This window comes from Amycolatopsis acidiphila (genome assembly GCF_021391495.1).
Classification (GTDB): Bacteria; Actinomycetota; Actinomycetes; order Mycobacteriales; family Pseudonocardiaceae; genus Amycolatopsis_E; species Amycolatopsis_E acidiphila.
In genome coordinates this window covers 1,980,462-1,995,337 of sequence record NZ_CP090063.1, presented here as the reverse complement: position 1 = coordinate 1,995,337, position 14,876 = coordinate 1,980,462, and the positions used below count along the sequence as shown (strand labels likewise).

At 67.5% G+C, this 14,876-nt stretch carries 21 protein-coding genes and 1 tRNA gene; 6 read left to right on the top strand and 16 right to left on the bottom strand.

Annotation, left to right across the window (positions count from 1 at the left end; translation table 11 throughout):
* Positions 1 to 66 precede the first annotated feature (66 nt).
* The 4 genes from LWP59_RS09780 to LWP59_RS09765 are packed head-to-tail and all read right to left on the bottom strand — an operon-like array spanning position 67 to position 3,915.
* Positions 67 to 816 (bottom strand): enoyl-CoA hydratase-related protein, encoded by a 750-nt coding sequence (locus LWP59_RS09780; RefSeq protein ID WP_144641962.1) that lies wholly within the window; start codon positions 814 to 816, stop codon positions 67 to 69.
* A gap of 25 nt (positions 817 to 841) precedes the next feature.
* Positions 842 to 1,858, bottom strand: coding sequence for a DUF2235 domain-containing protein (locus LWP59_RS09775; RefSeq protein WP_144641963.1), 1,017 nt, complete (start codon positions 1,856 to 1,858; stop codon positions 842 to 844).
* Between the two features lie 54 nt (positions 1,859 to 1,912).
* Positions 1,913 to 2,932: a zinc-dependent alcohol dehydrogenase gene (locus LWP59_RS09770; RefSeq protein WP_144641964.1), complete on the bottom strand. Its 1,020-nt coding sequence runs from the start codon at positions 2,930 to 2,932 to the stop codon at positions 1,913 to 1,915.
* Positions 2,932 to 3,915, bottom strand: coding sequence for a Gfo/Idh/MocA family protein (locus LWP59_RS09765; RefSeq protein WP_144641965.1), 984 nt, complete (start codon positions 3,913 to 3,915; stop codon positions 2,932 to 2,934). Before LWP59_RS09765 ends, LWP59_RS09770 begins: the two co-directional genes overlap by 1 nt.
* A 196-nt stretch (positions 3,916 to 4,111) precedes the next feature.
* On the opposite strand from LWP59_RS09765, the gene LWP59_RS09760 reads away from it, so the two are divergent.
* Together LWP59_RS09760 and LWP59_RS09755 are read left to right on the top strand one after the other, a co-directional pair.
* Positions 4,112 to 4,495, top strand: a complete 384-nt coding sequence (locus LWP59_RS09760; protein ID WP_144641966.1) for a VOC family protein — start codon at positions 4,112 to 4,114, stop codon at positions 4,493 to 4,495.
* 65 nt (positions 4,496 to 4,560) lie between these two features.
* Complete coding sequence (locus LWP59_RS09755) at positions 4,561 to 5,067, top strand: GNAT family N-acetyltransferase (protein WP_222425628.1); 507 nt, start codon at positions 4,561 to 4,563, stop codon at positions 5,065 to 5,067.
* Between the two features lie 360 nt (positions 5,068 to 5,427).
* On the opposite strand, the gene LWP59_RS09750 is transcribed toward LWP59_RS09755, so the two are convergent.
* Positions 5,428 to 5,667, bottom strand: a complete 240-nt coding sequence (locus tag LWP59_RS09750) for a hypothetical protein (RefSeq protein ID WP_144641967.1) — start codon at positions 5,665 to 5,667, stop codon at positions 5,428 to 5,430.
* A gap of 148 nt (positions 5,668 to 5,815) precedes the next feature.
* Here LWP59_RS09750 and LWP59_RS09745 point away from each other — a divergent pair.
* Positions 5,816 to 5,888, top strand: a tRNA-Asn gene (locus LWP59_RS09745).
* A gap of 57 nt (positions 5,889 to 5,945) precedes the next feature.
* On the opposite strand, the gene LWP59_RS09740 is transcribed toward LWP59_RS09745, so the two are convergent.
* The 8 genes from LWP59_RS09740 to LWP59_RS09705 all read right to left on the bottom strand — a co-directional run bounded on the left by LWP59_RS09740 (position 5,946) and on the right by LWP59_RS09705 (position 11,296).
* Positions 5,946 to 7,106 (bottom strand): tyrosine-type recombinase/integrase, encoded by a 1,161-nt coding sequence (locus tag LWP59_RS09740; RefSeq protein WP_144641968.1) that lies wholly within the window; start codon positions 7,104 to 7,106, stop codon positions 5,946 to 5,948.
* Positions 7,106 to 7,285, bottom strand: a complete 180-nt coding sequence (locus tag LWP59_RS09735) for a helix-turn-helix domain-containing protein (protein ID WP_144641969.1) — start codon at positions 7,283 to 7,285, stop codon at positions 7,106 to 7,108. Before LWP59_RS09735 ends, LWP59_RS09740 begins: the two co-directional genes overlap by 1 nt.
* A gap of 4 nt (positions 7,286 to 7,289) precedes the next feature.
* Entirely contained in the window at positions 7,290 to 8,792 is a 1,503-nt protein-coding gene (locus LWP59_RS09730; protein ID WP_186383372.1) for a replication initiator, read from the bottom strand.
* 22 nt (positions 8,793 to 8,814) lie between these two features.
* The gene (locus tag LWP59_RS09725) at positions 8,815 to 9,069 is read right to left on the bottom strand and encodes a hypothetical protein (RefSeq protein WP_229857278.1); all 255 of its coding nucleotides are present in this window, start codon (positions 9,067 to 9,069) and stop codon (positions 8,815 to 8,817) included.
* Between the two features lie 43 nt (positions 9,070 to 9,112).
* A complete protein-coding gene (locus LWP59_RS09720) occupies positions 9,113 to 9,925 on the bottom strand; it encodes an FtsK/SpoIIIE domain-containing protein (RefSeq protein ID WP_144641971.1) in 813 nt (270 codons plus the stop codon).
* Positions 9,926 to 9,935: 10 nt separating this feature from the next.
* The gene (locus LWP59_RS09715; protein ID WP_229857279.1) at positions 9,936 to 10,589 is read right to left on the bottom strand and encodes a hypothetical protein; all 654 of its coding nucleotides are present in this window, start codon (positions 10,587 to 10,589) and stop codon (positions 9,936 to 9,938) included.
* Positions 10,590 to 10,770: 181 nt separating this feature from the next.
* The gene (locus tag LWP59_RS09710; RefSeq protein ID WP_144641972.1) at positions 10,771 to 10,974 is read right to left on the bottom strand and encodes a hypothetical protein; all 204 of its coding nucleotides are present in this window, start codon (positions 10,972 to 10,974) and stop codon (positions 10,771 to 10,773) included.
* A gap of 10 nt (positions 10,975 to 10,984) precedes the next feature.
* A complete protein-coding gene (locus LWP59_RS09705) occupies positions 10,985 to 11,296 on the bottom strand; it encodes a hypothetical protein (RefSeq protein ID WP_229857280.1) in 312 nt (103 codons plus the stop codon).
* A gap of 183 nt (positions 11,297 to 11,479) precedes the next feature.
* On the opposite strand from LWP59_RS09705, the gene LWP59_RS09700 reads away from it, so the two are divergent.
* Both LWP59_RS09700 and LWP59_RS09695 read left to right on the top strand, forming a co-directional pair.
* On the top strand, positions 11,480 to 12,247 hold the full coding sequence (locus tag LWP59_RS09700) for a DUF5919 domain-containing protein (RefSeq protein WP_144641974.1): 768 nt from the start codon (positions 11,480 to 11,482) through the stop codon (positions 12,245 to 12,247).
* Positions 12,234 to 12,704: an NUDIX hydrolase gene (locus tag LWP59_RS09695; RefSeq protein ID WP_144641975.1), complete on the top strand. Its 471-nt coding sequence runs from the start codon at positions 12,234 to 12,236 to the stop codon at positions 12,702 to 12,704. Before LWP59_RS09700 ends, LWP59_RS09695 begins: the two co-directional genes overlap by 14 nt.
* On the opposite strand, the gene LWP59_RS09690 is transcribed toward LWP59_RS09695, so the two are convergent.
* The 3 genes from LWP59_RS09690 to LWP59_RS09680 all read right to left on the bottom strand — a co-directional run bounded on the left by LWP59_RS09690 (position 12,683) and on the right by LWP59_RS09680 (position 14,333).
* Entirely contained in the window at positions 12,683 to 13,243 is a 561-nt protein-coding gene (locus tag LWP59_RS09690) for an HD domain-containing protein (RefSeq protein WP_144641976.1), read from the bottom strand. The two genes, LWP59_RS09695 and LWP59_RS09690, sit on opposite strands and share 22 nt — an antisense overlap.
* A gap of 40 nt (positions 13,244 to 13,283) precedes the next feature.
* The gene (locus tag LWP59_RS09685; protein WP_144641977.1) at positions 13,284 to 13,931 is read right to left on the bottom strand and encodes a hypothetical protein; all 648 of its coding nucleotides are present in this window, start codon (positions 13,929 to 13,931) and stop codon (positions 13,284 to 13,286) included.
* Positions 13,932 to 14,021: 90 nt separating this feature from the next.
* Positions 14,022 to 14,333 (bottom strand): winged helix-turn-helix domain-containing protein, encoded by a 312-nt coding sequence (locus tag LWP59_RS09680; protein WP_186383373.1) that lies wholly within the window; start codon positions 14,331 to 14,333, stop codon positions 14,022 to 14,024.
* Positions 14,334 to 14,582: 249 nt separating this feature from the next.
* On the opposite strand from LWP59_RS09680, the gene LWP59_RS09675 reads away from it, so the two are divergent.
* The gene (locus LWP59_RS09675; RefSeq protein ID WP_144641978.1) at positions 14,583 to 14,837 is read left to right on the top strand and encodes a helix-turn-helix domain-containing protein; all 255 of its coding nucleotides are present in this window, start codon (positions 14,583 to 14,585) and stop codon (positions 14,835 to 14,837) included.
* Positions 14,838 to 14,876: the final 39 nt, after the last annotated feature.

The window sequence follows — 14,876 nt, the reverse complement described above, 5'->3', positions numbered from 1 at the left end:
GAGCTCGAGCCATCACCGCCCTGAGCTGCTGCTTCCCTGCCATGTCCCGATCGTGGGCGGACGCCGTCAGCGCCCCTGCCAGCGCGGCGGACGGCGTTCGAAGAAGGCGTTGATGCCCTCCTGCATATCGGCGGAGGCGCGGACCGTCTCCTGCGCCCGGGCCGTCTCCGCCCAGCCCTTGCGGTCCTGCTCCTCCAGCTGCGCGGCGATCGCCGCCAGCGTCGTGCGCACCGAGACCGGGGACGACGCGCAGATCTCCTCGGCGACCGCGAGCGCGCCCTCCAGCGCCTGCCCCGCTTCGGTCACCCGGTTGACGAACCCGAACTGGTGAGCACGCTCGGCGTTGAGCTCGGCTCCGGTGATCAGCAGCTCCTTGGCCAGGTGCAACGGCAGCGCCCGGATCACCCGGAACAGCGCCCCGCTCGTGGCGACCAGTCCACGCAGGCTTTCCGGCAGGGCGAACCGCGCGCTGCGGGACGCCACGACGAGATCGCACGCGAGCGCGATCTCGAACCCGCCGCCGAACGCGACCCCTTCCACGGCGGCGACGAGCGGCTTGACCCGCTTGCGCCGGATGATGCCGTACTCACCGCCGCGCTCGGTGCGCGCGTCCATGCCGTTCTTCAGGTCGGTGCCTGCCGAGAACACCGTGCGCGTGCCGGTGAGGACCCCGACCCACAGCTCCGGGTCGTCGTCGAGCCGGTTGAGCGCCTCGTCGATACCCAGCGCGGTCTCGACGTCGATCGCATTGCGTTTCTCTTCGCGCTCGATCCGCACGATCAGGATGCGTTCGCGCACCTCGGAAGTCACCGCCATGCGCACGAGAGTACTTCGCGGACGACTAGCGATACTGTGGCCTGTCCCGCAGGTAGTCGAGCAGGTTCTGCGGCGCGTACGACGGGTCGAGCTTCGTGCGCTCCACGGCCTTGAACGACGCGAACTCGTGCGCCTCGTCGGTCACGCCCAGCTGCCGGACGTAGGGCCGCAGCAGCTTGTAGAAGAACGTCCGCGAATCGTGCGCCGGGGCGAGCGCGGCATCGGGACCGAGCGGGGCGACCGCGTGCGGCTCGAACACCAGCCCGGCCCGCTGCGCCCGTTCCACCATCCACAGCAACGTGATGTGGGCCAGTGTCGGCTCCGGGTAGCCGCCGCCGACATCGGAGTGGCACCCGGCGAACCACACCTGTTCGCGTTCCTGGTGCACCGCCGCGTCCGGCGCCCAGACCGCGGGGCGGAACGGCCCGCGCCGCTCGTCGATCGCGAGCGCCTGGAAGGCCGCGGCGACGGTGCTGGTCAGCTTCGTGTCGTGGAACTGCCAGCGCCGGTTGATGAGGTTGATCAGCCGCAGCCCGCTGAGCGGGATGCCCAGCGCGCCCACGGTGTCCCACACGCCGATGAACCGGACCGGCGTCACGTCCTCGCACGCGTAGGCCTCGCGGAAGCGCGCCGACCTGCTCTGTGTGGGATGCGTGCTCGGGTCGCGGTCGCGGTAGAGCTGGTAGGCCTCGTCGACCCGGTCGAGCTCGTCGCGGCGCAGGATTCCGCAGTTGCGGACGAAACCGACCGTGCTGCGGGCGGTGTAGGCGCCGCGGCTGAACCCGAAGAAGAACAGCTCGTCACCCGGCTCGTAGTGCTCGGCCAGAAACCGGTACGCCGAACGGACATTGCGGGACAGGCCGAAGCCGAACGCCCCGCCGAGCAGGCGCTCGTGCGGCCGCGTGCCGACGCCCTCGTGGTAGAAGACCAGTTGATCGTCCTGTTTCGCGATCGCCTGCGCGAGCTTGACCACATTGGTCGTCGCGGGTTGCCTCAGGGTGTTCCAGGTGCCGTCACAGCAGATCACAATGCGCTTGGCCATCGTTCTTCCCGCAGCTCGTCCCCGCTCGCAAGGTCGGCTGCGAAACTAGCACGATCACGCCTGCCGCCACAGGGTTTCCCGGGGGTCGACGTGGATCTTCGGTCCCGGCCCCGACCGCCGGCCCGCCAGCACCGAGGCGACCTCGCCGAGACCGACGGTCGCGGCGACGAGTGGTCGTGGGTCGACAGCGCCACGCGCGTAGCGCTCGATCGCACCCGAGAGCCCGGGCGACGCGCTGAGCACGCCGACAGCCGTCACGTCCTTCAGTGCGAGCGTCCGGGTGTCGATCGGGCTCGGGTTCCCGGCGAGTCCTATGTAGACAACACGCTTGCCGGGCTCGACCAGCTCGAGTGCTTTCGCGGGCAGTGCCGCCGCGTTCGACGCGTCGATGACGGCGTCGAACGGCAGCTGTGGCAACGACTCCTCGGTCCAGGCGTGCTCGAAACCGAGTGCGCGCACGAAGTCCGCCGAGCCCGGCAGGCCCAGCAGGTGCACCTCGGCCCCGGCGGCCCGGGCGAACATCGCCGCGAGCAAGCCGATCGTGCCTGGTCCGAGCACGAGCAGCCGGTCGCCGGGCCGCAGGTTCGCGCCCTGCACGGCACGCAGCGCGTTGCCGCCGGGCTCGACCAGGGCGCCTCGGACGACATCGACGGCCTCCGGCAGGGCGTGCAGCGCGGTGACCGGCACGGGCAGCTGCTCGGCCAGGGCGCCCGGCCGTCCACCGCGGATCCCGATCTCGGCCCGGAACTCGCACACGTGCTGGTAACCGGCGCGGCAGCGGCGGCACCGCCCGCAGCCGAGCATCGTGTCGCCGGTGACGCGGCGGCCGAGCCAGGCCGGATCGACGCCCTCGCCCACGGCACTCACCGTGCCGGCCCACTCGTGCCCGAGCCGCATCGGGAAACGAGCGTGCCCGTCGTGGAGGTACTGCATCTCGCCGGTGAAGAACTCGACGTCTGTGCCACAAAGCCCGACCCGCTCGACGTCGACGACAACCTCGCCCGGCGCTGGGCCCGGTGGCTCGACCTCGTACACGCCCGCTTCGCCCGGCGCGGTCACCACGAACGCGCGCATCAGATCGTGGGTTCCCGGCGCTGCAGCCCTGCGGCGCCGTAGCAGGCGTCGAGCGCGCGCATGTTGGCGACGGCGTCGTCGATCCCGGTGACGACCGGTTCCCCGTGCAGCACGGCACCCGCGAAGGCGTGCAGCTGCGCGGCGTAGGACGAGGGTTTCCGGTCGACGTGCTCGACCCGCCGCCTGCCCCCGGTCCGGATGGTGAGGCGGTGGAACGCCTGCGGCGCGTAGGGGTTGAAGACCCGCATCGCCCCGCGCTCCCCGACCACGCGTGCCCCGGCGGTGAAGATCCGGTGCGAGAGCATGGAAACGTCGATCGACCCGGTCATCCCGTCGTCGAAGGTGGCCTCGGCGCGCATCGACCGGTCCACGCCGGGGTAGCGCAGCTTCGCGGTGGCCGAGGTGATCCGCGGCTCCGCGCCGGCGAGCGTGCGCAACAGGTGCATGGCGTAGCAGCCGACGTCCATCGTCGCCCCGCCCGCGAGCCCGAGGTTCCAGCGGATGTTCTTCGCGGGCAGGAGGGGGAAGGCGAACCAGGTGTCGATGCGGCGGACCGGGCCGAGCTCGGCGCGGAGTTCGAGCATCCGGGCGGTCAGTGCGTGGTAGCGGTAGTGGAAGGCCTCCATCGCGACGAGCCCGGTCCGACGGGCGACTGCCGCGACGGCCTCGGCCTCCTGCGCGTTGGCAGTGAAGGGTTTCTCGCAGAGGACATGCTTCCCGGCCTCGAGCGCGGCGATGGTCCACCGGCCGTGCAGCCCGTTGGGCAACGGGTTGTAGACGGCGTCGATGCGAGGGTCGGCGAGCAGCGCTGCGTAGTCCTGGTGGACCTCGGGAATGCCGTGCCGCTCGGCGAACCGGCGAGCACGCTCCCGATCCCGCGCGGCGATCGCGGTGACCACGACGTCCGGCTCCGCAGCGGCCGGCCGCAGGAGCGCCATGGGCACCACCGAGGCGGCGCCGAGCACCCCGACACGCAGGACCATGCGTCCTCCTCTCGCGCAGTGATGCTACCGACCGGACGGCTGTGCGGGAGACCGGACAGCCGAGCCAGGCGTAATGGACCGGGGGTTCGTGCTGTCGGCCTGGTGTTTTTCCTTCGCGGAATCTCGTGGGCAGGACGGACACCAGCGAGCTTCCTCGGCGAAAAGGGGGAAACGAGCGGAGTCGTAAGCTGGCCCCATGCTCAGGCTGGGATTTCCGGTGATCGGTGTGGAAGACGTCGCACGTGCAACCGAGTTCTGGACCGCCGCTCTGAACCTTGTGGCCACGCAGGATTGGGCGAGCGACACGTGGCGGACGCTGGCGCACCCGGACGGCTCGGGCTTCGCGCTCGCGGTCATGCGCAGCGAGTCGCCGGTCCAGACCCATCCACGGCTGCACCTGGACCTGTTCGTCGACACGACCGCCGAGCAGGAGGCGGAGATCGAACGGCTCGTCGGCCTCGGTGCCACCCGGGTCGACTGGGATTCGTACCCGCCGGAATCAGACTTCGTCGTCCTCGCGGATCCCGACGGGAACGCCTTCTGCGTCGTGGACCTGAGCGTGGCGCCCTCAGGAAGTTAATCCATTTAGGACGATCGGCGGAAATCCCGTCGACAGGCCGACCGAGGCCCGCTTACGGTTGCGCCATGACCGTGCGCCTGCTTCCGCTCGGTGCGGCCGCGATCCGCGCTCTCGCCGACGGCGATCTCACCTGCGCGAGCCGGGCGGCGCCGGTGCCGCTCACGCCGTACTTCGTGCAGCCCGAATGGATCGCGGGCTGGCGGCGGGCGCGGGACCGCATCGAGGCGAACCCGGCCGCCGTGTCGTGGCTCGCCGACGTCGTCTGGGACGAAGTCCAGCAGGCGGCCGTCGGCCGCGCCGGGTTCCACGGGCCTCCGGATGCATTGCGCCGGGTCGAGGTGACCTATGAGGTGGAGCCCGCCCACCGCCGGCGGGGCCACGCGCGGGCGGCGCTGGAATCTCTGCAGGTGAGGGCTCTGGCGGATCCTGGCGTTCGGCTGGTCCGAGCGGTGATCCGGCCGCACAACGTCGCGTCGCGCCGCCTCGTCGCGCAGTGCGGCTTTGTCGAACTCCCCGCCCAGGACGACGTCCCCGGCGGTCCGTGGGTCGTGTACGGCTTCGAAGCGGGATGAGCGGGAAGTTCTCGCGTGCTGCTTCACCAGAAACGGTGGTCCCCAGCGGGGTGAGCTGACGGTCGGTGCCGTGCTGCTTCAGCGAAAGGCCGACCCGAAGCCCGGTTGAGCGCCCGGCTGTTTGCCAGAAGGCCGATCCGACGCGAAGCGAGCGGACGGCGGTGTCGCTTCACCGAAAACGGCGATCCGAAGCGGAGCTCGGCGGAACGGCTCGCACCCTGCCGCCTTGCCGAAAGCGGCGATCCGAAGCGGAGCGAGCTGACCATCCGTGCCGCGCTTCACCGAAACGGGCGATCCGAAGCGGGGGAGCACCCGGATGCCCGGCTCCGTTGCCGAGCACCCGGATCGTCGCGCTGAGTGCTACGCCCGGGTCACCGTGGGTTGCCCCACACGGTGACCGTTGCGGCCCTGCGGGCGGATGAACGGGACCTTGTCGCCCACCTTCTCGCCGACCTTGGCCCGCACCACCCCGGCCGCGCCTTGCACCATCGGGTGATCCGCGGCCTTACGGTACGTGCGCACGATCTGGTCGTACCGCGCCCGGCCCGCCTTGGCTCCGAGCACGTACCCGACAGCCGCGCCAAGCAGGAAAATCTTCATGCCTCCGCCTCCTCACCGGTTGTTCGGCTCGTCCCGCCATTGTCCCCCAGGCCGCCGCACGGTGCCGGGGGTGCTTGCGGAGCGCGATCAGCGGTGCGCTATCGTTTCTTCTCGTTGGCCCGGAGCGCTCCGAGCCGGCACCGAGCGTTCCCCTGTAGCTCAATTGGCAGAGCATTCGGCTGTTAACCGAAGGGTTGTTGGTTCGAGTCCAACCGGGGGAGCTGCAGAAACAAGGCCCTGGAGATCATCCGGGGCCTTGTCTACATCTACGGCTGACATCAGTTGTCGTCGGCCAGCCGGTTCATCTGCTCGGCCATCCGCCGTTTGGCCTCGTCCAAAACGTGGCCGTAGATGTTGCCAGTCGTGCTGACCGAGGCGTGACCCAGCAGCTCCATCACCTCACGGAGCGTCGCCCCGTTCATCAGCAGCAGAGTCGCGCAGGTGTGGCGTAGGTCATGGACCCGGCTCCGATCGATCTTCGCGTTCTTCAGGATGCGATCCAGCATCGTGTTCACGTTCCTCGGCTCGATGACTCGCCCCGATCGGGTGACAAACACCAGGTCATCGGGCTGCCGAGGAGCCGGGTTCAGCGGCTCGGTCATCCGCTCGGCCGTCGCAGTCCGATGCGCACGGAGAGCGACCAGACAGACAGCCGGTAGATAGAGCTCCCGACGAGACCGCTTCGTCTTGGGCTTCCCGAACAGCAGCTCCCCACGGACACGCTGCACCGTCCGCCGGACCCGCAGCTCCCCCGTCGCCATGTTGATGTCGGACCAGGCGAGCCCGAGCACTTCGCCCTTCCGCAGGCCGGTCGTGATCATGATCAGCCACAGCGCGTGCAGCCAGTGCGTCGTCACGTGCCGGAGGAAGCGCCGGGCCTCCGGTTCCGGCATCACCCGCACCTCGAAGTGGTCACGCGAAGGTGCCTTGACCAGCTTGGCGACGTTGCGCCCGACCAACTCTTCCCTGACCGCGTTGTTCAGCACGCCCCGAAGCACCTCGAAGACGTTTTGCACGTAGCGCGCGGACAGGGCCTTGCCGTGGACGGTCTTCTCCTTGCGCAGCTTCGCCAGCAGCGCGCGCACGTCGCCTGGCGTCAACGCGTTGAGCTTGTGTGACCCCAAGTGCCGCTTGAGGAAGCGCCGGACGACCACCTCGTAACCGGAGTAGGTCGCGGGTCCCCGCTCGATCCGCACGACGTTCTCCAGCCAATAGTCGAGATAGTCGCCGAGCTTCATCGACGACGAGATGGACGGGACACCCTTCCGGTTGTTGTCGAGCAGCGCGATCCGCTTGTCGTTCACCTCATCCCAGGTCTTGCCGTAGACGTACTTCCGCTGCCGGGTGCCGTCGATCGCGAGCACGTACACGGCGGCCTGGTACCGCCCGTCCTTGCGCTGCACGATGGTGCCCATGCCGTTGGCCGCGCGCTTCGCCATCACGCCGCCTTGTCCATGAGTGACTGCACGTACGCGTCGAGCGCCGTGCGGGGAATGCGCCGAGCGCCGAAGACCTTGACCGACTGGAGCAAGTCCAGCCGAATGAGGTCGTAGACGCGTGTCCGGCCGATCCCGAGCAGGCGGGCGGCTTCGTCGACACGGAGCAACAGGGGTTCCACTGGTTCACATCCTTTCTCGGTCAGTTGTTTCGATCTCTTCGCGTGCGATGCGCCTACGCTCACGAGCTTTGGCAGCAGCGGTATTGGCGAGCGCGGCGTCGCCGATCGTCAGCCAGCCGACGCCGTCGAAGATCCAATCCAAGGTCACCGCGGCTTCGTCACCGAGCTGGTCGAGATCCGCCGGCGCGCTCTCGTCGGGGTGGTTCTCGCCGCGCTGGAACGCCCTACGGACGGCGCGCAGTGCCGTCAGGGTCGTGGAGTAGCGGCGGCTCTTGGTCGAGAAGTGGCCGCCGTAGCCGAGCATGTGCGCCCACTTCTGGAGGCGACCCCAGCCCTCGTCCCAGGCTTCGCGCTGGGCTTTCGAGGTGTAGTAGAACGGCCGTCGTCCGAGGTACCAGCACGCGACGAGCTGCCGTGCCTGGTGGGTGTCCTGGTCGGCGTAGATGCTCGCGGTCTGCTCGGTGAGCCGCCGGGACACGTGCCCGGCTTCCTCGGTGGCTTTGGTGGCGTACTTGGCGAGGTACGCCGCCACGGCGGTCGACGTGAGCGCGCCGTGGTCGTCGTGGTCACCGGCGTTGAGATGGACCCGACGGATATCGGTCTGCTTGCCCCAGGTCAGAGTCCAGCCGGTGCGATGCCGAGGGTGGGACGCCGTGGTGAAGCGCGTAACGGTGGCAGCGGTGTCGATGAGGCTGCTCAGCAGCTCCGGCGTGATCGAAGCGTCCGGCGCCACGATCGTATCCGGATCATTCGGGTTGACGCCATCGAGCCTGATCAGCGCGTGGAAGTGCACCGTCCCGCGCCGCTGGAACTCGGCGACCTTGGCGTACGAGAGCCGGACCTTGACGCCCCGGTCCTTCGCCGCAGTGGCGAGGTATCGGTTGAGGGTGATCGTGGTCCGCCGCCACAGCTCCCCCGCGTGGAAGTTCCACACGGCCTGCGTGTCGTAGTCGTAGCAGTCCCGGCACAACGGCTCCCCCACGCACGGGTCGTTCTCAGCGTGGCGCATCCGGCATTCCGTCGAACGGCCGTGCGGGCACAGTGGCGCGTACCGACGAGGACGGCACGGCCGGACACCATTTGAGCCGGTCACCCGCGTGTGCACGGTCCCGAACGCGGGAGCGGTGAGCGTGACGAAGAAGCACGGGTGCTCGGCCACGGAGTCGGGCACACCCTTGCCACCGACGAGCCCAGCCTTCACGAGCTGATATGTGTCGGCCCGGTAGGTCTCCGCGCAGGCCGGACACACCGAGGCACGACGGTTCTTGCACGCGACGTACAGCCGCCCGTCGGGCATGTCGTCGGTGGGTTGCTCGGTGGTGCCGTCGTCCCAGGTGGCTTCCAGCCGGAGCCGGACAGGCCGGGAGCAGGCAGCGGCGGGCATGACGTGCGCGAGCCACCACCAGTAGCCGGGCCGTGAGGCGCGGGCGAGGACTTCGCGGCGTAGTTGTGCCTCGGCAACGGCTCCCAGCCCCACCACGGCCTTGGTGGTGGGGCTCGGAGTCATGGTCGAGACGGTCACGGGTTCCTCAGGCGGTGAACAGGTCGGCGTAGGTGTCGATGTCGGCCGTGGTCGCCCAGCGGAAACCGGTCACGAGTTCGCCGGTCGGGCTGTAGGTGGGCAGCACGGCGGACGGGTCGAACGCCTCAATGGGTAGCCCGATGAAGCGGGGCGCACCGGGCATATGCGCGAGCCGAACCACATCGACCGCGCCACCGGAAGCCGAGACGAACACCCAGACGTGATCCGCGTCGGTCGCGATGGGAATGCTGGGGGTGAGCATTGTGGACAGTCCTCTCCTGCAAGACGAATACGGAAATTGCGGATCAGGCGACGGTTTTCTTGGTGTGAAACTGTCGCGCATAATCCACGAGCGAATAGATCTGTGCGTCGGTGAGGTACGCGGTCTTCATGCGGCGTGGAATGCCGCCCTCAGCCAGGAGCAGCGCCACTCCCCGTTCTTCCGGGGCGATGGTGGACGCGTCATAGCCCTGGCTGACCCAGCCACGACCGAGGATGATGTCCGACGAGGAATCGGTGGTGCACCGGTAGGCCAGGCGATAGCCAAACAGGTCCCGCAACGAGGTCGGGATGATGTCGGCGGACGGCCGCTGTGTCGCTGCCACGACGATGACTCCGGCAGCGCGGCCGCGTGCCACGAGATCACGCAGCAGGCGGACGAATTTTTCCTGCTGGTCCCTGCTGCCCATCGTGGCGGAGAACAGGGCAAGTTCGTCGATCACGAGCATGATCACGTCGGTGGGGTCGCGGCGGTCGATCTTCCGCCGCCGCACACGGTCCAGCTCGCGGTACCGACGGTCCATCTCCGCCTGCAACCGCTCCAGTGCCAGCAACGCGGCCTCGATGTCCGGGCCGACGAAGAGGTCGGCCACCTCGCGCCACAGCCCGAGTTCGACTTGCTTGCCGTCGAAGAGCCACAGCGACAGATCGGGGCAGAGCGCCCCATGCGCGACGATATTGTTCAGCCCGACCGACTTGCCAGCGCCGGGTTCTCCGGCGAGCAGGATGTTCCGCCAGATCAGTTCGATGTCGACGCCGTGCCCGTCCTCGTAGATGCCGAGGTGAACCGGGTCGTAGATGGACAGTCCGGCGACGGGAATGGTGTCCTTCTTGAACATCACGCGCCCCTCAGTCGATGTAGTCGGATAGGTCGTCGCCGTTGACCACAGCCGGGCGATCGGTCTTCTTCTCACGCGGCTTGACGGGCAGGGGCGTGATCGTGGCCCCAGTGATCGGTTCCGCGCTCTCACGAATACCTCGACCACCCAGCAGCGAGCCCAACTTGCCCAACGGCGAGCCAAGCGGAGTCGACTTGTCGAGCGGGTCACGCCGGATCACGTCGACCGCGAACAGCGTCGACAGCTTCCGTACCTTGTGCAGGCGGGCGTCACGGGCGAAGCAGGCCGGCGCGATGTACTCCAGCGCTTCTTCGATGTCCCCGGAAGAGGAACCGGCGCGGGACCACAGCCACACACGTTCGCCGGTCTTGGTCGGTCGAGCCCAGAGCATGAACGGCAACGCGCCGTCCAGGTTCATCGTGCGCGCCCGAGCTTGCCGCAGGCAGGTACGTAGCCGATGCCGGTCGACGAGGCACCAGAACCGCCCGTACGCGAACCGCCGCGACGGCGGAATCACCACGATCACGAAGGCAACGCCGCCGAAAATCAGCCACGCCACCATCGGGCCGACCTCATGGCCGAGCCAGATACGCCCCGCCACCACGAGCGAAACGATCAGTATCTCGGCGCGCCAGCGCACGAGCACGCCGACGATGAGTACCACCCACGACTGCTTCGGGGTGTGCCACACTTCCATCACATCGAGCCGTCGCGCTCCCCGCGAACGACGCATAGACTTTGCCACGACTCTCGCACCTCCAGGGCGGAGTTGTTTTGAACGAGAGGCACGGGTCCGGGCAGGAACCGCCAAGAACCAGACCGGTCCCGTGCTCTCTCGTGATCAATCAGAAGTAGTGCCAGAATTCGGTGCTGTACAAGAACTCGTACAGCGCTTGCTGAAGCCGGACGAAGTCCTGGCTGTTCTCGACCTTCGGGTAGCCCTTGTCGGCCAAGAGACCGGCCACATCACGGATCAAGCCAAAGGTGAACCGAGGCTCTTCAGCGTCTTCTGTCGGATCAACGGGATACTGCGTGTCAACGCGTCGCATGGGTCACTCCTCAGGAAGTAGAAGCACCCGAACCCGACTTCGAACCGGTGACAGTCTTGATGTCGGTAGCGCGGAAAGCCACACCGTTGCGGCCGTTCTGTGCCCACGGAATCGCCTGCAACGCCACCGGGGTGACAAGGGAACCAATCGGAACCTTCGGCGGCTGCGGAGCCGCCACGGTCACGGTGATCACCTCAGCCCCGCCGTCGTCCATGGCAACCAGCTGCACGGACCACATGGGAATGTTGGTGTTGCGCTCGACCCGCTGCACACCATTCTGGTCGGTTTTCGGCTGAGCCTCACGGCCCACCGTGAACGTCACCTGCGAAGTGTCGATCAACAATCGCATCTCTACTGGCCTCCAAGGCAGTTACTTGATTCAGCGCCCGCGCGGTATGTCGCGGTAGGTTGCGGTGCGCAGAACCAAGATGCCTCCGGACGCGGGGACCACTTCACCACAACGAAGGACTTCTCAGGACGTCTTGGACGTCCTAAAGTCGTCCCCATGCGGAATGAACGGCTTCGCGACTCCCTGGCAGCCGCCGGGCTGTCGACCGACGCCCTGGCCGAAGAACTTGCCGTAGACCCGAAAACGGTCGAACGGTGGATCACGAAAGGACGGGTCCCGTATCGCAAGTACCGCAGCAGCATCGCCGCCCGACTGCGCACCGCCGAGAACTACCTGTGGCCGGACGCGCTCAACCCCGAGGAAGCCGCGACGGTCAGTCAGTCGGAGCTGGTGACGTTCTTCCCGCACCGCAATTCCATCCCGACCGAGCTGTGGGACCGGGTGATCAACGATGCGGTCGACCGGATCGACATCGTCGTGCTGGCTGGCCTCTTCCTTGTGGAGCGGCCGAACTTCGTGAGGTCGCTGATCCAGAAATCTCGCAAAGGATGCAGCATCAGGGTCGCGTTCGGCGATCCGGCCAGTCGTGATGTCACGCGCCGAAGCGAAGAAGAGCGGCTGGGCAAACACACGATGTCCGGGCGAATCCGTAACGCCCTGGCTCACTACCGGCCGCTGTTCGACCTGCAAGGACCCGAGCTCCGCTTCCACCGGACGACGCTCTACAACTCGATCTTTCGCTTCGACGACGAGATGATCGTGAACACGCACGTCTACGGCACGCAAGGCGCACACACCCCCGCGATGCACCTGCGCCGACTGTCGTCGGGCAGCCTGTTCGACACCTACACCCAGAGCTTCGAAGAGGTCTGGCGGACTTCGAAACCCGCAACACTGGAAGAGGCAAACCTTGACGCGGACTGACTACTTCAACGACCCCAACGCGCCGGCTGCGAACAGCATCGGCGTGGCCGTCAGCGCGTTCACACTGAACGAGCGCGGCGAACTGCTCATGATCCGACGCACCGACAACGACCTATACGCGCTGCCCGGCGGCAACCTCGAGCTGGGCGAGACCCTGAGCGAGGCCCTCGCTCGAGAGGTGCAGGAGGAAACGGGAATCACCGTCGAGGTGACCGAGCTGATCGGTGCGTACTCCAACCCTCGCCACGTGATCGCCTACGACGACGGCGAGGTACGGCAGGAGTTTTCGATCTGCTTCCGGGCCAACCCGACCGGCGGCGAACCGCGCACCAGCTCGGAGAGTAAAGAAGTGCACTGGGTGCCCCGGAACAAGATCGCAGATCTCAACGTGCACCCCTCGATCCGGCTACGCATCCAGCACGGCTTCGAAAACCGTCAGTCCGCGTTCTTCACCTGAGCAGCCGCCAGCCGGGCTTCCGTGCGCTCGACAGCCCCCAGTCGTACCGACCACGACAAGTCGATCGCTTTGCTGACCGCGTGCTCGGCACCGTAGCGCGACCTGACCTCGGTCATGCGCTCGATGAACGTCAGCGTCTCCCCATCCGGCCCGGTCGTCATATCGGCCCACCACAGCGCGTCCCGCTCGGGGGTCCGCTCGTCCTCGTAGTCATCGAGGAGATAGGCCAGGTCCAGGGGCTCCGCGTCGTGGCAAGCCGCGGAATGGTGAGCGACCAGGTTCACCAGCCGAGGGGACGTGCCGATGCTCGCGAGATACCGGGCACCGTCGACCGGGTGGAAACCGAGAACCGCAAGGTCCGGGGCATAGCCGATGTCATGCAACAGCGCAGCGGCCTCGACCAACTCGGCGTCCACCTCGGGCACGAACTGGAGCCGACGAGCCTGCCGGGCCACCCCTTCGACATGGGCCCAGCGACGCGGAAGCGAGTCCGCAAGCTTCCGAGCGGCAACGCCATGCGCCCAGCTCACCAGTGACATCGGCGAAGGGTATCGAAGTCCAGCCCTGGCCGATTCCTCCCTACGGCTGCTTTCCCGTCCAGGAGCGCTGCGCGAGCAGGCTGGGTGTCAGGTCGCCGGCCGCGATCCACTCCCGCGCCTCGGGGTCGATCCAGCTCGCGACTTCAAGCGAGAGCGCCAGCAAGGCATACAGGGGCCGGTTGTGGATGGGCTCATGGTGCCCGATGCGGTTGCGGAGCACGTGCAGCTCCGAGACAGCCCGTTCGACGTCGGCGCGACGCTTGCCCGGGAAGGCGCGATACATGCAGTACCGCCAGAGCGTGCCGTCATACCGCCGGGCCAGCAGGAAGCGCCAGAATCCGAGGTTCAGTTCCGCCACCACTCGCCCCGGTGTCTCCGCCCGGCCGTTGCGCGTGCCCCGGCGGATGGCTTCCCGGGTGTCACGGCGCGTCTGTTCGCTCACCAGCGGATCTATCGCCGCGTACCACCGATCGGTCTGGTACCGCTGCTGCGACCAGGCGGTGAGCTCGCGGTGCAGCGCATTGCGAACCAGGACCTCCACGTGCCCCAGGGTGCGCCAGAAGGAGGCCGAGACCTCCGCGTTCCACTCGTAGAGCGCGACCGCGTCGCGGTGGTCACTGGCCGCCCTCCGGTACGGGCTCAGGCGATCGTGGGAAAACCAGGATTCGAGGTGACTCAGGTCAGGCATCGTGTACCATCATCTACGAAGACCCCGGCACGCCTCTGATTCAAGCGGCCGGGGTTTTGGCGTGTCGGGGTCTTCTCGGTACGTAGCTGGTCAGAGCCACTGACAGTCGTCGACGCTGTTCGGCAGCGCTTCCTCGGAGCCGAGGCCGGGCACCTGGAACGCGTCCAGACGGCTAATGTACGTCCCCTTGCTCCGAATCACCTGGACCAACCCTCGGTACCGCAGAAGCCGCACCGCGTGCCGGGCGGTCCCCAGCGAGACCCCGTACTCCTGCGCGAGCCGTAGCTCTGCGGGCAGCGGCTGATTGGGCTGTAGCTCGCCGGACCGGATCCGCGCCTGGATATGGGCGGCCACCTGCTCGTACAGGTAGCCAGCCGGGTCCGGATCGAACGTTGACACCATCGAAGTACCTCCGCTTGGTTGCAGTCGGACATCAACTGCCGCCAACCGCCGGTTCAGCTCGACCACCACGTCGACGCGAAGAGTCGCCGAGCAGGCCAAGAGCTGAACGCGAGCCACGGTGCGGCCCCGTCCCCCAGGAGGGACGGTCAAGCGCCGTGCATCACGCGGAACCCAGGCCCGCCGCACCAGGACGCACCGCCAGGATATCCCATCTTGGGATATTGACAACTACTGCGGTGGCCTGAATGCGTGGAGAAGTCGATCTACTCGGCCGAGTACCAACAGGTCTGCGAGCTGTTACGCCAACTCCGGCGCGAGGCGGGGTTGACTCAAGCTCAGGTGGCGGAAGCCCTTGGGGTGCCCCAGTCGTTCGTCAGCAAGTACGAGTCCGGCCAGCGGAGGTTGGACGTGGTGGAACTGCGGCACGTTGCGACGGTGCTCAGGGTCTCTGTACCGGCTTTCCTGTCGCGCCTCAGCCGCACCTGGAATCAACAGTCCGAATAACTTCCCCATGGCACGCACAACCCATGGTCATTGCATGTC